The 15,685-nt window shown below is 58.4% G+C and carries 12 protein-coding genes; 5 read left to right on the top strand and 7 right to left on the bottom strand.

What is annotated here, in order from left to right; translation table 11 throughout:
* Window positions 1-22: 22 nt before the first annotated feature.
* From hofC to nadC, 4 genes are all read right to left on the bottom strand, one after another.
* Window positions 23-1,222 carry a protein transport protein HofC gene (hofC, locus tag CBW22_RS11070; RefSeq protein ID WP_088516648.1) on the bottom strand — a complete coding sequence of 400 codons (1,200 nt, stop codon included), beginning with the start codon at window positions 1,220-1,222 and terminating at the stop codon, window positions 23-25.
* Window positions 1,215-2,603: a type II secretion system protein GspE gene (gene gspE / locus CBW22_RS11065; RefSeq protein WP_088516647.1), complete on the bottom strand. Its 1,389-nt coding sequence runs from the start codon at window positions 2,601-2,603 to the stop codon at window positions 1,215-1,217. Before gspE ends, hofC begins: the two co-directional genes overlap by 8 nt.
* A complete protein-coding gene (gene ppdD / locus CBW22_RS11060; protein WP_058759497.1) occupies window positions 2,596-3,045 on the bottom strand; it encodes a prepilin peptidase-dependent pilin in 450 nt (149 codons plus the stop codon). Before ppdD ends, gspE begins: the two co-directional genes overlap by 8 nt.
* Before the next feature lie 176 nt (window positions 3,046-3,221).
* Window positions 3,222-4,118 (bottom strand): carboxylating nicotinate-nucleotide diphosphorylase, encoded by an 897-nt coding sequence (gene nadC, locus CBW22_RS11055; protein ID WP_021507544.1) that lies wholly within the window; start codon window positions 4,116-4,118, stop codon window positions 3,222-3,224.
* Window positions 4,119-4,300: 182 nt separating this feature from the next.
* Between nadC and ampD the strand changes: the two genes are divergently transcribed.
* Together ampD and ampE are read left to right on the top strand one after the other, a co-directional pair.
* Window positions 4,301-4,852: a 1,6-anhydro-N-acetylmuramyl-L-alanine amidase AmpD gene (gene ampD / locus CBW22_RS11050; protein WP_088516646.1), complete on the top strand. Its 552-nt coding sequence runs from the start codon at window positions 4,301-4,303 to the stop codon at window positions 4,850-4,852.
* Between the two features lie 16 nt (window positions 4,853-4,868).
* The gene (ampE, locus tag CBW22_RS11045) at window positions 4,869-5,723 is read left to right on the top strand and encodes a beta-lactamase regulator AmpE (protein ID WP_031279700.1); all 855 of its coding nucleotides are present in this window, start codon (window positions 4,869-4,871) and stop codon (window positions 5,721-5,723) included.
* Here the strand turns inward: ampE and CBW22_RS11040 are convergent.
* The 3 genes from CBW22_RS11040 to aroP all read right to left on the bottom strand — a co-directional run bounded on the left by CBW22_RS11040 (window position 5,705) and on the right by aroP (window position 9,571).
* Window positions 5,705-6,658, bottom strand: a complete 954-nt coding sequence (locus CBW22_RS11040; RefSeq protein WP_088516645.1) for a glycoside hydrolase family 43 protein — start codon at window positions 6,656-6,658, stop codon at window positions 5,705-5,707. The two genes, ampE and CBW22_RS11040, sit on opposite strands and share 19 nt — an antisense overlap.
* Window positions 6,655-8,061, bottom strand: a complete 1,407-nt coding sequence (locus CBW22_RS11035) for a glycoside-pentoside-hexuronide (GPH):cation symporter (RefSeq protein WP_058780448.1) — start codon at window positions 8,059-8,061, stop codon at window positions 6,655-6,657. Before CBW22_RS11035 ends, CBW22_RS11040 begins: the two co-directional genes overlap by 4 nt.
* 154 nt (window positions 8,062-8,215) lie before the next feature.
* A complete protein-coding gene (aroP, locus tag CBW22_RS11030; protein WP_058759500.1) occupies window positions 8,216-9,571 on the bottom strand; it encodes an aromatic amino acid transporter AroP in 1,356 nt (451 codons plus the stop codon).
* A 512-nt stretch (window positions 9,572-10,083) separates the two neighbouring features.
* Here aroP and pdhR point away from each other — a divergent pair.
* The 3 genes from pdhR to aceF all read left to right on the top strand — a co-directional run bounded on the left by pdhR (window position 10,084) and on the right by aceF (window position 15,548).
* Window positions 10,084-10,848: a pyruvate dehydrogenase complex transcriptional repressor PdhR gene (gene pdhR, locus CBW22_RS11025; RefSeq protein WP_021507539.1), complete on the top strand. Its 765-nt coding sequence runs from the start codon at window positions 10,084-10,086 to the stop codon at window positions 10,846-10,848.
* 126 nt (window positions 10,849-10,974) lie between these two features.
* Entirely contained in the window at window positions 10,975-13,641 is a 2,667-nt protein-coding gene (aceE, locus tag CBW22_RS11020) for a pyruvate dehydrogenase (acetyl-transferring), homodimeric type (protein ID WP_021507538.1), read from the top strand.
* Between the two features lie 14 nt (window positions 13,642-13,655).
* The gene (gene aceF, locus CBW22_RS11015; RefSeq protein WP_088516644.1) at window positions 13,656-15,548 is read left to right on the top strand and encodes a pyruvate dehydrogenase complex dihydrolipoyllysine-residue acetyltransferase; all 1,893 of its coding nucleotides are present in this window, start codon (window positions 13,656-13,658) and stop codon (window positions 15,546-15,548) included.
* The last annotated feature ends 137 nt before the right edge of the window (window positions 15,549-15,685 follow it).

The raw sequence follows: 15,685 nt of genomic DNA, 5'->3' as shown, positions 1-15,685 counted from the left end.
AACGGGCGCCGCGTGCGCCCGTTTAACGTATGGCGTCTCCCAGACCAAATACCGGCAGATACATGGCAATCACCAGCGTGCCGACAATGCCGCCAATCACCACCATCATCAACGGCTCCAGCGAAGCGGCGAGGCTGTCTGCGCGCGTCAGCGTTTGCGCTTCGTGCCACTCCGCCAGCCGCGCCAGCATCACATCCAGCGCACCGGCCTCTTCACCGACGCGGATCAGCTGAGCGCAAAGCGGCGTAAACAGCGGATATCCCTGTAGCGCCTGATGCAGCGGCGCGCCAGCGGCAATATGCTGCTGTAACGCCACGATGGCATCGCGCCACAGTCGTGCGGCCAGCGTCACTTCTACCGCCTGCAGGCTTTGCAGCAGCGTCAGTCCGGCCTGCTGCGTCAGTTGCAGAATCGCGTATATCTGGCTGAGCTGACCGCCGCGCCACAACGGGGCCAGCAGCGGAAGCCGCAGCAGCCACTGCTGACAGCGCTTTTGCCACGCAACGGATCGTCGGTAGGTCAGACGCGCCAGCCACCCGGACGCCACACCGCACAACAGCAGCGGCAGCGCCGCCTGCTGCAACAGTGCTGACAGCGCCATCACGCCGGCGGTAAAGGCCGGCAGCGGTGCGTCAAAGCTGGCGTACACCGCAACAAATTCCGGCAGTACAAACAGCAGCATCCCGGCGCTGACCGCCAGCGCCACCAGCAGGATAAACAGCGGATAGCGCAACGCTTTCACCACTTTCTGGCGCAGAAACTGTTGCCTGCTCTGCTGTAGTGCCAGCTGGCGGCAGCACTCGTCCAGTTGCCCGGTCAGCTCACCAACCTGCATCAGTGCAGGAAACAGCGGCGGGAAAATATCCGGCCAGGCGCGCAGCGCCTGAGAAAACGGCTCTCCGGCCATGACCCGCTGTTGCAGAAGGCTCAGCAGCACGCGCCAGCCTGCATGAGGATGGCCGCTGGCCAGCAATGTCAGACTCTCCGCCAGCGGCAGCCCGGCTTTCAGCAACGTCGCCAGCTGGCGCATCAGGTCAATTTTCTGCTGCCACTTCCAGTCACGCGCGCGCCAGCATTTCCCGCGCTGCCAGCTCACCACCAGCATGCCGCGATCGCCCAGCTGGCCGAGCAGGGCATCCTGCGTGGGCTGCAGCGACTCGCCCTCCTGCAGCAGGCCCATGCTGTCCAGTGCCTGCCAGTGAAACTGGTAGCGATTAGCCATTGCCAAGGCCCACCACGCGCTGCATCTCCTCGAATGAGGTGTCACCGCGGCTCACCGCTTCCAGCCCGGCGGTCAGCAGCGTTTTCATTCCCTGCTCCGCAGCCAGCGTCAGCAGGTGCTCCAGCGGCATATCAGCCGAGATGGCGTTCTGCAACCTGCTGCTCATCGGCAGGATTTCAAACAGCGCCAGGCGGCCGTAATAACCCGAGAAGCAGTGATCGCAGCCGGGGGCACGCCAGGTTTGCAGCGTGCCGGGCCACATGTCGCCAGGCAGATGGGCAATCGCCTGGCCCGGCTGACGGCAGTGCACGCACAAACGGCGCACCAGCCGCTGCGCCACCACCAGCTGTAGCGCCGGGCCAAGCAGATAGCCGGGAATGTCCATCTGCCGTAAGCGGGTCAGGGTTTCGGCCGTCGAGTTGGTGTGCAAAGTCGAGAGCACCAGATGTCCGGTCTGCGCCGCTTTTACGGCGATGCTGGCGGTTTCAGCATCACGGATTTCACCGATCATTATGACGTCCGGATCCTGCCGCAGCAGCGCGCGCAGGACGCGGTTAAAGTCGAGACCGCTCCGTGGCTGTACCTGCGTCTGGTTAATCCCCTGTAGCGGAATTTCCAGCGGGTCCTCCACGCTGCAGACGTTTTTCTCCGGCACGTTGAGGGCGCTCAGACTGCTGTAAAGCGTAAAGGTTTTGCCGCTGCCGGTTGGGCCGGTGACCAGAATCAGCCCCTGCGGTTTGGCCAGCGCGTTTTTCAGCAGGCGCAGCTGTGGCGCCGGCATGCCCAGCTTATCGAGCGCAATGGCGCTGTTTTCGCTTTGCAGCAGGCGCACCACCGCTTTTTCGCCCTGGCTGACCGGCAGGGTCGACAGGCGGAACGCCGCCGGTTTGTCATCCATCTCCAGACTGAACTGGCCATCCTGCGGCAGCCGACGCTCCGCGATATCCAGACCGCCGAGAATTTTCAACCGTGCCAGCACGGCGGCGGGTGGGGCATCCGGTAACTGCGGCAGCGGATGCAGCACGCCGTCAATCCGCAGCCGCACGCGCAGCCCGTGACGCTGCGGTTCAAAGTGCACATCGGAGGCGCGTCGCTGTATGGCCTGGCGCAGAATCTGATCCACCGCGTGAATGGCGGACTCGGCGCTGGCCTGTTCGCGCGGTGCCGCACTGCTTTCTGGCTGGTGCAGCAGCTGCTCCAGCCGTGCGGCGGGCCAGCACTCAACCTCGACTGCGCACTGGCTGGCAAACTGCAGCGCCTCTAACAACAGCGGGTCTGGCGCGTCCGCGACCGCCACGCGCAAGTGCGTGGCGTCATGGTGCAGTATCACGGCCTGATAGCGGGCACACAGCGCCTGCAGGGCGCTATCCGGCTTATCCATTGTTTTCTTCCTTGTCGGCAAAGCGGAACTGCTCAAGGCAGCTGTCGCGCAGGCTGGTGTTGTCGCTGGTGCAGCTGCGTTGCCAGCTGAGTGCGCCTTCCGCCGCATTCCATATCGGCAACATTGCAACGGTTAACCCCGTCAGGCTCTCCTGGCCGGTCAGCGTAATGGCACCATTCACCACGCTCAGGTTCGCCACATAGCGTGAGCCTTTGGCGGCGGGAATACCGCGCTCGCCGGCCTGACACTGCGCCGGTCCGCCGCGCTCGATGGCGCACAGCTCCACGGCAGTTTTATAGGGCACCATGGTTTGCAGCATGTCGGTCAGCGCGGCACGTTGCAGATAATTTTGGTAAGCGGGCAGGCCAATAGCGCTGAGGATGGCGACGATACCGATGACAATCATCAGCTCGATCAGGGTAAAACCGCGTTGTTTATCCATAATGAGGCTCCTTGTTGTGGAGCCGCAACGGTAAGAAAGGGCGGGCAAAAGCGGAAGGGGGCGCGTTTCAATCCCGGAAAGGGGCGCGCAGACAATGTGGCGCGTTACAGGCGAAGCCACATGATGATGGACGCCGGCTCGCAATTTGCCGCCAGCGCCGGCGGCATGGCCTTACGTCAGACTTCGCGAAAACGCATCGACAGATCCAGCGCCTGCACGTGCTTAGTCAGCGCGCCCACCGAGACATAATCCACTCCGGTGGCGGCAATCTGCGGCAGCGTCGTCTCCGTCACGTTGCCGGACACCTCCAGCAGCGCGCGCTTCGCCGTCAGCGTAACCGCCTGCTGCATCATCGCCAGCGTGAAGTTATCCAGCATGATGATGTCGGCGCCGGCCGCCAGCGCCAGTTGCAGTTCGCTGAGACTTTCCACTTCCACCTCGACCGGCACATCCGGGTGCAGCCACAGGGCTTTCTCCACCGCTTTACTGACCGAACCGCTGGCAATGATGTGGTTTTCTTTAATCAGGAAAGCGTCGGACAGGCCCAGGCGATGATTCTGCCCGCCGCCGCACAGCACCGCATACTTAAGCGCGGTGCGCAGGCCGGGCAGGGTTTTGCGCGTATCCAGCAGCTGGGTATTGCTGCCAGACAAGAGCGCCACATAGCGGTTCACGGCTGTCGCTACGCCGGAGAGCGTCTGCACAAAGTTCAACGCGGTGCGTTCTGCCGTCAGCAGCAACCGCGCCGGTCCCTGTAATTCAAACAGCAGCTGATCGGCCACCAGCGGTTGGCCGTCTTCGACGTGCCAGGTAATGGAAACGTTATTGCCCAGCTGGATAAACACCTCTTCCACCCAGCGTTTACCACAGAAAACACCGGCTTCGCGGGTGATAACGCGCGCTTCAGCCTGCGCCGCCTGCGGCAATAGCTGGGCGGTGATGTCGCGGTCAGCGTCAACGTCACCGCCTAAATCCTCCTGAAGCGCGCGCGCCACGGTTTCCGGGATATCCAGCTGAATACGTTTAAGCAATTCCTGACGACGATGTTCGGGATTATAACGACGCGACACCATGATTTTGCGGCTCCACCCTGCGGATTACGTGCGCTCACCTTAGCCTGATTTTGCAGCTATTGCCAGACACGCTAAGTGAAATGTTTAGTATCCTTAACTTGCTGATGCCATAACGCATTAAGTCACAAGCAGCGAGGTGGAATCATGGTATTCTCAGCCAGATTTTGTTCAGGATAACAGGCATGAAACTGGAACACGGCTGGATCACGAGCGCACGCAAGGTGCCGTCGCCGCACTTCAATGCACGGCCGGATAACGAAGCGCCGTCGCTGCTGATCATTCATAACATCAGTCTGCCGCCGGGCGAATTTGGCGGTCCGTGGATTGACCGGCTGTTCACCGGTACGCTACCGGCTGATGCGCATCCCTATTTTGCGGATATCGCCCAGTTACGCGTGGCGGCGCACTGTCTGATCCGCCGTGACGGTGAGCTGGTACAGTATGTTTCCTTTGACCAGCGCGCCTGGCATGCCGGCATTTCGCAGTTTGCCGGACGGGAAAACTGCAACGATTTTTCCATGGGCATTGAGCTGGAAGGTACCGATACGCTGCCCTACACCGATGCCCAGTACGCTACGCTGCAGCAGGTTACCCACCTGCTGATGCAGCATTATCCGCTGACGCCGCAGCGTATCACCGGTCACAGCGATGTTGCGCCGGAACGCAAGACCGATCCCGGTCCGGCATTTGACTGGATACGCTATAAACAGGCTATCGGGCAGGAGCACCCCTGACACCGCAGGAGCAGGTATGACGTTGTTTAGTTTGTTGTTAGTTTTGGGTTGGGAACGCCTTTTTAAATTAGGTGAACACTGGCAGCTGGATCATCGGCTTGAGCCGCTGTTTCGCGGTCGCCAGCGCTTCTCGTTGCTGCGTACGCTGCTGATGACCGTGATCGCCATGCTGCTGGTCTGGCTGGTGGTGTGGAGCCTGAAGGGCATTCTGTTTGGCGTGGCGCAGCTGCTGTTCTGGATTGTGGTCGGTTTGTTGTGTATTGGTGCCGGCTCGGTGCGGCTGCATTATCACCAGTATCTTAAAGCGGCGAGCCACGATGATGAAGCGGCCCATCAGGCGATGGCGGCAGAGCTGACGCTGATTCACGGCGTGCCGGTTGACTGTAGCGAGCGCGAATTTCTGCAGGCGCTGCAAAACGCGCTGATCTGGATTAATTTCCGCTTCTATCTTGCGCCGCTGTTCTGGTTTGTGGTCGGTGGCCCGTATGGGCCAGTGTTGCTGGTGGGGTATGCGTTTCTGCGCGCCTGGCAGAGCTGGCTGGCAAAACACCGTTCCCCGCTGGAACGCGCACAGTCCGGCATCGATCGCATTCTGCACGTGCTGGACTGGATTCCGGTGCGGCTGGCCGGTGTGGCTTATGCGCTGCTCGGCCATGGCGAGCGTGCGCTGCCGGCATGGTTTGCCGCGCTCAGCGATGTGCATCGTCCACAGTATCAGGTGCTGACCAGCCTGGCGCAGTTCTCGCTGGCGCGCGATCCGCATCTGGATAAAGTGGAAACGCCACGGGTCGCCGTGGCGCTGGCCAAACGCGTTTCGCTGGTGCTGGTCGTGGTAGTGGCGCTGCTGACTATCTACGGCACGTTAGTGTGATCGGCAGGCGGCACGCCGAAATCCGGTGTGCCGTCTTCGCGCCAGGCAAAATATTTAAGCCGCGTATGGCGGTTGGGATCCCACAGCGGATCGCCCTCAATTTCGGTGTAATTCCGTGCGTGATACACCAGTACATCCCGTCCTGCTTCATCCACGGTAAAACTGTTATGCCCCGGACCGTACTGATGATTATCCCAGCTGGTGGCAAATACCGGCCGCGCCGATTTATGCCATGCGCTGATGTCGAGCGGATCGGCCTGCGCGTCAATACTCAGTATGCCGAGGCAGTAATTTTCATCCGTGGCGCTGGCTGAGTAGGTGACAAACAGCCGCTCGCCATGGCGAATCACCGCCGGTCCCTCATTAACGCTAAAGCCGGCACACTCCCACTCATACTCCGGCCGGCTGAGCATCAGCGGCTGGGTTTTCAGCGTCCACGGATTCAGTAATTCCGCCAGATAAAGGTTGGAGTTACCGGGAATCGCCGGATCTTTTTGCGCCCACAGGTACCAGTTTTTACCCTGATGCACGAAGTGGGTGGCGTCAAGGGCGAAGGTATCGAGGTGGGTTTGCACGCGGCGGCACGGCTGCCAGTGACCGCTGAGTGGATCGGCATCATCACATACCAGCGCGTACATACGGTGCTGAAACAGCCCCTCTTTGATTTCGCGGGACGGCGCGGCGGCAAAGTAAATCACCCACTGGCCATTAATCAGGTGCAGTTCCGGTGCCCAGATCAGGGCGCTGCAGGGACCGCTTTCCGGTTTACGCCACACGGTAGTGGTCGGGGCGGTAATCAGGCCGTTAAGCGTGCTGGCATAGCGCAGCTCCAGTCGATCGTACTCGGGCACCGAAGCGATAAAGTAGTAGCCATCGCCGTGGCGCAAAATAAACGGATCGGCACGTTGCGTAATAAACGGGTTAGGCCAGCTCATTTAATTTCTCCTGGTTGTGAGGTTGCGCGGCGAACAGGGGCGGACAGGTCATGGAAGTTGGCGCGACGCAGGGCGAGATCCTGCTGGATGGTGCGCATCAGCGCGCGGTCCACTTTCAGCAGGCGCACCACGCCGGCGGTGATCAGATAGCCGACGCCGGGGATCAGGGTAAACAGCAGCACAATGCCGTTGAGCGCGCTGGCAGACTGCTGTTTCGCTGCTGCGTCATAGCCATACATCGACAATAAAAACCCGACCATGGCACCCGCTACCGCCAGTCCGACCTTGAGGAAAAACAGGTTGCCGGAGAAGCTGATCCCGGTGATGCGTTTACCGGTTTTCCATTCGCCGTAGTCATCGACATCAGCCATCAGCGACCAGTGCAGCGGTGACGGGATTTGGTGCAGGATGTTCAGCAGGAAATAAGCAATTACCACGGTGACGGTGGCGTGCGGATCGATCCAGTAAAAGCCGCTGGAGAATAGCGCCAGCGCAATATTGGTCCAGAAAAACACCTTGAGCTTGCACCAGCGATCGGTGAGGACTTTCGCCAGTGTGCTGCCCAGCATCATGCCGATGACGCCCAGGCTGATAAACAGCGTGGCAAAGTGCGTCGACTGGCCCATCACCCAGGTGACGTAATACATGGTGGCGGCCATGCGAATAAAACCGGGACAGACATTACAGAACGTCAGCAGCAGAATGCGCACCCACTGATCGTTCTTCCATACATCGCGCAAATCTTTCTTCAGATCATCGTTGCTCGGTACCGCCGGGCGAATACGCTCGCGCACCGTGGCAAAACAGAACAGAAACATCACCAGGCCAATCAGCGCCAGCACGCTCATCGCCAGCTGATAGCCGCGCGCTTTGTTGTCGCCGCCAAACCACTCGGCCATCGGCAGCAGCGACAGCGAGAGGATCAGCGTGGCGATGCCCACCATGACAAAGCGGTATGACTGGCAGGAGACGCGTTCACCGGGATCGTTAGTGATGACGCCGCCCAGCGAGCAGTAAGGAATATTGATGGCGGTGTAAGTCAGCGACATCAGGAAATAGGTGACAAATGCCCAGATCACCTTGTTTTCATAACTCCAGTCCGGGGTGGTAAACATCAGCACGCTGAACAGCACGTAGGGCAGCGATATCCACAGCAGCCACGGGCGAAAGCGTCCCCAGCGGCTCTGCGTGCGGTCGGCAATCGCGCCCATTATCGGGTCGGTCACCGCATCCAGCACCCGTACTGACAGCAACAGCGTGCCGACCAGCGCCGGAGCAAGGCCAAATACGTCGGTGTAGAAGTAGTTGAGGAACAGCATGATGGCACCGCCGATCATGTTGCATCCGGCGTCACCCATGCCGTATCCCAGTTTTTCTCTGAACGAGAGGGCTGCTCCTTTCATCAGTCGTCTCCTGCGACAAGTGGAGCAAAAATTATCAGCGTTAAATCAGTAACCTGGTGGGGAACAATCGGTCAGGATGATGGACAAAATACGCGGGCGGGCAAAAGTGTGAAGCGGATCGGCCCGGCAGCAGCGTGCCGGGCCCGGTGAAGCATCAGGCTTTCTGTACCCGATTTTTAACGGTATAACCCACGGCCAGCACCAGCAGCCACACCGGAATCAGCCACACTGAAATCGCCATACCTGGCGTCATCAGCATGATCACCAGAATGGCCGCCAGGAACAGCAGGCAGATCCAGTTACCCAGCGGATACAGCACCGCCCTGAAACGGGTGGTCACGCCCTGCTGGTCTTTTTTCTTGCGGAATTTCAGGTGCGCGAGGCTGATCATCGCCCAGTTGATGACCAGCGCGGAGACCACCAGCGACATCAGCAGGCCGAAGGCTTCGCCCGGCATCAGATAGTTAATCAACACGCACAGCGCAGTGGCTACTGCCGAGACCAGAATGGTCGCCACCGGCACACCACGACGATCCACTTTCAGCAGCGCTTTTGGCGCGTTGCCCTGCTGCGCCAGGCCGAACAGCATGCGGCTGTTACAGTAAACGCAGCTGTTATACACCGACAGCGCGGCGGTCAGGATCACCACGTTGAGCGCATTCGCCACCAGCGCATCGCCCAGTTCGTGGAAAATCAGTACAAACGGGCTGGTCTCTTCGGTGACGCGCGTCCATGGCAGCAGGGACAGCAGTACCGCCAGTGAGCCGATGTAGAAAATCAGGATACGCCACAGCACCTGGTTGGTGGCTTTAGGGATGCTCTCTTGCGGATTGTCGGCTTCAGCGGCGGTGATCCCCACCAGTTCAAGGCCACCGAAGGAGAACATGATGATCGCCATCATCATCACCAGCCCGCTGACGCCGTGTGGCAGGAAACCGCCCTGGTTCCACAGGTTGCTGACGCTGGCCTGTGGGCCGCCGTTGCCGCTAAACAGCAGCCAGCCGCCAAACAGGATCATACCGATGACCGCCACCACTTTGATAATCGCGAACCAGAACTCCATCTCACCGAACACTTTGACGTTGGTCAGGTTGATGGCGTTGATCACCACAAAGAAGATAGCCGCAGTGGCCCAGGTGGGGAATTCCGGCCACCAGAACTGAATATATTTGCCGACGGCGGTGAGTTCAGCCATCGCCACCAGCACATACAGCACCCAGTAGTTCCAGCCGGAGGCAAAGCCGGCAAAGTTGCCCCAGTATTTATAGGCGAAGTGGCTAAAGCTGCCGGCCACCGGCTCTTCCACCACCATTTCGCCGAGCTGGCGCATGATCAGGAAGGCAATAAAACCGGCGATGGCATAGCCGAGAATCACGGCCGGACCGGCCGATTTAATCACTGATGCGCTGCCCAGAAACAGACCGGTACCGACGGCACCGCCCAGCGCAATCAGCTGAATATGGCGATTTTTCAGGCCGCGATGCAGCGTTTCGCCATGCTGTTGTTCCATACAAACCTCATGATGTTGTTATTGTGCACCTGCAGTGCGCGCACTGTAAGGCTGTTCTATCTGTGTACGTTTTTCTTTACGGTATCCGGCGGGCTGTGTGCAAGCCTGAGCTACCCTGGCGACCAGAATAGTGATAAGCGCGCCGCTTTGCACCTGCTTTTGCTTTTTGTGCTGAGAGATGGCTGAAAAAGCAGCAGCATCCTCTGCGCTTCCCTTGCGCTATTTCTGCCATGAATAAGGCTTAAACACGAATAGCATTCGCTTATGGCTACGCAGCCTGGTGCGCGCTAATGCAGTGTAAGGTTTGGTAAAAGTGAAATCTGTTAACATTTGCCGCGCTGAGACGCTTTTCTGCCAGATCCCGGTAAGTTAGCGCACGGTAACCGGTGTCTGAGGTGAAAGTGTGCGGGGGGCCATATAGACACAAGGTGAATACTTTGTTACTTTACGGGCACCATTTTTCAATTGGTATTACCAATTTACTCCGGACGTTTGGCTCATAAGAAGGGATGATGGCCTATAGTAAAATTCGCCAACCCAAGCTCTCCGATGCAATCGAGCAGCAGCTGGAATCCCTGATTATGGAAGGGACGCTCCAGCCGGGTGAAAAACTGCTTCCCGAGCGTGAACTGGCCAAACAGTTTGATGTCTCACGTCCATCGCTGCGCGAAGCGATCCAGAGTCTGGAAGCCAAAGGCCTGCTGCTGCGCCGTCAGGGTGGTGGCACCTTCGTACAGCAGAATCTCTGGCAAAGCCTGAGCGACCCGCTGGTCGGCCTGCTTGCTGAACATCCTGAATCCCAGTTTGACCTGCTGGAAACCCGCCATGCGCTGGAAGGCGTTGCGGCCTACTACGCTGCGCTGCGCGGCACCGATGAAGACCTGCAGCGTATTCGCGACTGTCACGTCAACATCCAGCAGGCGCAGGACAGCGGCGATTTAGATGCTGAGGCCGATGCGGTCATGAAGTATCAGATCGCTGTCACAGAAGCCGCCCATAATGTGGTGCTGCTGCATTTGCTGCGTTCGATGGGCCCTATGCTGGAACAGAACGTCCGTCAGAATTTCGAATTGCTCTACGCTCGCCGCGAAATGCTGGCGAAAGTGAGCGGTCACCGCGCCAGTATCTTTGAGGCGATTGTGGCTCGTGAGCCAGAACAAGCACGCGAGGCATCCCATCGTCACCTGGCGTTCATTGAGGAAATCTTGCTGGACAGAAGTCGGGAGCAGAGCCGTCGTGAACGCTCCCTGCGTCGTTTACAGCAACGTAAGGAATAACGCACGGCAATGAACGTGCGACATAAACGACGGGCCTGTCTTCTTGTGCTGTGAATCAGAAGCAAAGCACAAGCAGACAGGCTCCTGATAATTCAACGTATTAGACACAGATAAGGAATACACCCCATGTCAGAACGTTTACAGAATGACGTGGATCCGATCGAAACTCGTGACTGGCTACAGGCGATCGAATCGGTCATCCGTGAAGAAGGTGTTGAGCGCGCGCAGTATCTGATTGATCAGGTATTGAGTGCTGCACGCAAAGGCGGTGTGAAAGTGGCAGCGGGCGGCAACGCCGTCAGCAACTACATCAACTCCATTGCGGTCGAAGATGAGCCGGAATATCCGGGGAACACCTCTCTTGAACGTCGTATCCGTTCCGCAATCCGCTGGAACGCCATTATGTCGGTTCTGCGTGCGTCGAAGAAAGATCTGGAGCTGGGTGGTCACCTGTCGTCTTTCCAGTCTTCTGCCACCATTTATGAAGTGTGCTTCAACCACTTCTTCCGCGCGCGTAGCGAGCAGGATGGCGGCGATCTGGTCTATTTCCAGGGCCACATTTCTCCGGGCATCTACTCGCGTGCGTTCCTTGAAGGACGCCTGACTGAAGAGCAGATGAACAACTTCCGTCAGGAAGTCCACGGCAACGGTCTCTCTTCCTATCCGCATCCAAAACTGATGCCGGACTTCTGGCAGTTCCCGACCGTGTCGATGGGTCTCGGCCCACTGAACGCCATCTATCAGGCGAAGTTCCTGAAATATCTGGAACACCGCGGCCTGAAAGATACCTCTAAGCAGACTGTTTACGCCTTCCTTGGCGATGGCGAGATGGACGAACCAGAATCCAAAGGGGCGATCACCATCGCTACCCGTGAGAAGCTGGATAACCTGGTGTTCATCATCAACTGTAACCTGCAGCGTCTCGACGGTCCGGTCACCGGTAACGGTAAGATCATCAACGAGCTGGAAGGCATCTTTGCCGGTGCTGGCTGGAACGTGATCAAAGTGATCTGGGGCGGACGCTGGGACGAGCTGCTGAAGAAAGACACCAGCGGCAAGCTGATTCAGCTGATGAACGAAACCGTTGACGGCGACTATCAGACCTTCAAATCACGCGACGGTGCGTACGTGCGCGAGCACTTCTTCGGTAAATACCCGGAGACCGCAGCGCTGGTGAAAGACTGGTCAGACGAAGAGATCTTCGCCCTGAACCGTGGTGGTCACGATCCGAAGAAAATCTACGCGGCCCTGAAGAAAGCGCAGGAGACCAAAGGTCAGCCAACGCTGATCCTGGCGCATACCATCAAAGGCTATGGTATGGGTGACACCGCGGAAGGTAAGAACATCGCGCACCAGGTTAAGAAGATGAACATGGATGGCGTTCGCTACATCCGCGATCGCTTCAACGTGCCAGTGGCTGACGACAAGATCGAACAGCTGCCGTATGTGACCTTCGAAAAAGGCTCAGAAGAGTACAACTACCTGCACGGCCAGCGCGAGAAGCTGGGCGGCTACTTGCCAACCCGTCAGGCTGAGTTCAGCGAAAAGCTGGAAATGCCGGCGCTGGAAGAGTTCAGTGCGCTGCTGGAAGAGCAGAGCAAAGAGATCTCCACCACCATCGCCTTCGTGCGTGCGCTCAATGTGATGCTGAAGAACAAGTCGATCAAAGATCGTCTGGTGCCGATCCTCGCGGACGAAGCGCGTACCTTTGGTATGGAAGGTCTGTTCCGTCAGATTGGTATCTACAGCCCGAACGGCCAGCAGTATACGCCGCAGGACCGTGAGCAGGTTGCTTACTATAAAGAAGACGAGAAAGGCCAGATTCTGCAGGAAGGGATCAACGAGCTGGGCGCAGGGTCTTCCTGGCTGGCGGCGGCGACCTCTTACAGCACCAACAACCTGCCGATGATTCCGTTCTACATCTACTATTCAATGTTTGGTTTCCAGCGCATCGGCGATCTGATGTGGCTGGCAGGCGACCAGCAGGCGCGCGGCTTCCTGGTGGGCGGCACGTCCGGTCGTACCACGCTGAACGGCGAAGGTCTGCAGCACGAAGATGGTCACAGCCACATTCAGTCGCTGACTATCCCGAACTGTATCTCTTACGATCCGTCTTACGCGTACGAAGTGGCAGTCATCATGCATGACGGTCTGGTACGTATGTACGGCGAAGCGCAGGAAAATATTTACTACTACATCACCACGCTGAACGAAAACTACCACATGCCTGCGATGCCGCAGGGTGCGGAAGAGGGTATCCGTAAGGGTATCTACAAGCTGGAGACGGTAGAAGGCAGCAAAGGCAAAGTGCAGCTGCTGGGCTCAGGTTCTATCCTGCGTCACGTGCGCGAAGCGGCACAGATCCTGGCGAAGGATTACGGCATCGGTTCTGACGTCTACAGCGTGACCTCGTTCACCGAGCTGGCACGCGACGGTCAGGATTGTGAGCGCTGGAACATGCTGCACCCAACGGAAACTCCACGCGTACCGTACATCGCTCAGGTGATGAACGACGCGCCGGCGGTGGCATCGACCGACTACATGAAGCTGTTCGCAGAGCAGGTTCGCAGCTACGTGCCAGCCAGCGATTATCGCGTGCTGGGTACCGATGGTTTCGGCCGTTCAGACAGCCGCGAAAACCTGCGTCACCACTTCGAAGTGGATGCGTCATACGTAGTGGTGGCAGCCCTGGGTGAACTGGCTAAACGCGGCGAAATCGAGAAGAAAGTGGTGGCGGATGCGATCGCGAAATTCAACATCGATGCCGATAAAGTTAACCCGCGTCTGGCTTAAGAGGTAAGAGAGTAATGGCTATCGAAATTAACGTACCGGATATCGGGTCAGACGAAGTTGAAGTCACCGAGATTCTGGTCAGGGTGGGTGACAAGGTTGAAGCCGAACAGTCGCTGATCACCGTGGAAGGCGATAAAGCCTCGATGGAAGTGCCTTCGCCGCAGGCCGGCGTGGTTAAAGAGATCAAAATCGCGACCGGTGACAAAGTGAATACCGGTTCACTGATCATGATTTTCGACGCCGAAGGTGCAGCTGCTGCGGCACCGGCCGCCGAAGAGAAACCAGCGGAAGCCGCACCTGCTGCGGCCGCCGCCAGCGAAGCGAAAGACGTTAACGTACCGGATATCGGCGGCGACGAAGTCGAAGTCACTGAAATTCTGGTTAAAGTGGGCGACAAAGTGGCGGCTGAGCAATCGCTGATCACCGTCGAAGGCGACAAAGCCTCCATGGAAGTGCCTGCACCGTTTGCCGGTGTGGTGAAAGAGATCAAAATCGCCACGGGCGACAAGGTGAACACCGGTTCACTGATCATGATCTTTGAAGCCGAAGGCGCGGCGCCAGCAGCGGCTGCCAAACCTGCCGTGAAAGAAGCGGCGGCCTCCGCGCCAGCCGCGGCTGCGGGTGCCAAAGACGTTAACGTCCCGGATATCGGCGGCGACGAAGTGGAAGTCACCGAAGTGCTGGTCAAAGTAGGCGATAAAGTTGAGGCTGAGCAGTCACTGATCGTGGTGGAAGGCGATAAAGCGTCAATGGAAGTTCCGGCGCCGTTTGCCGGTACGGTTAAAGCGCTGAAAGTGGCTACCGGCGATAAAGTCAGCACCGGTTCGCTTATCATGGTGTTCGAAGTAGAAGGCGCTGCGCCGGCTGCTGCGGCACCGGATGCGAAACAGGAAGCTGCACCCGCTGCAGAAGCCAAACCGGCTGCTGCAGCTGCGCCAGCAGCGGCGAAAGCCGATGTGAAGAGCGAATTTGCTGAAAACGACGCTTACGTGCACGCCACGCCGGTGATTCGTCGCCTGGCGCGCGAGTTCGGTGTTAACCTGGCGAAAGTCAAAGGCACCGGCCGTAAAGGTCGCATCCTCAAAGAGGACGTGCAGGCTTACGTGAAAGACGCGGTGAAACGCGCTGAAGCGGCACCGGCTGCGGCCGCAGGCGGCGGTATTCCGGGCATGCTGCCATGGCCGAAAGTGGACTTCAGCAAGTTCGGCGAAATCGAAGAAGTGGAACTGGGTCGTATCCAGAAAATCTCGGGCGCTAACCTGAGCCGTAACTGGGTAATGATTCCGCATGTGACCCATTTCGACAAAACCGATATCACCGATCTGGAAGCGTTCCGTAAGCAGCAGAATGCGGAAGCCGAGAAGCGCAAGCTGGACGTGAAGTTCACCCCGGTGGTGTTCATCATGAAAGCGGTCGCCGCGGCACTGGAGCAGATGCCACGTTTCAACAGCTCGCTGTCGGAAGATGGCCAGAAGCTGACGCTGAAAAAGTACATCAACATCGGTGTGGCGGTCGATACGCCAAACGGTCTGGTGGTTCCGGTGTTCAAAGACGTGAACAAGAAAGGCATCACTGAGCTGTCGCGTGAGCTGATGGCGACGTCGAAGAAAGCGCGTGATGGCAAACTGACTGCCAGCGATATGCAGGGCGGCTGCTTCACCATCTCCAGCCTTGGCGGCCTGGGCACCACGCACTTCGCGCCAATTGTTAACGCGCCGGAAGTGGCTATCCTCGGGGTGTCTAAGTCGGCGATGGAGCCGGTGTGGAACGGCAAAGAGTTCGCTCCGCGCCTGATGATGCCGATTTCGCTGTCGTTCGACCACCGCGTCATCGACGGTGCGGATGGTGCGCGCTTCATCACCATCATTAACAATATGCTGTCTGATATTCGCCGTCTGGTGATGTGACGTTAATCAAGGCCGGCAAATGCCGGCCTTGTTGTAAGCATTCGGAGTTGCCGCGGTTGGCAGTTTGTTAACAATTCTGTAAACTCTCGCGGTGAAATGTCCCGGTGGAGATAGGGCATCAAGAGCCTGGGAAAGGG

The sequence above is a fragment of the Pantoea sp. VS1 genome (genome assembly GCF_002207995.1).
Taxonomy (GTDB): Bacteria; Pseudomonadota; Gammaproteobacteria; order Enterobacterales; family Enterobacteriaceae; genus Pantoea; species Pantoea dispersa.
Note: the sequence above shows the minus strand (reverse complement) of the source record. Positions and strands in the feature narration are given on the sequence as shown.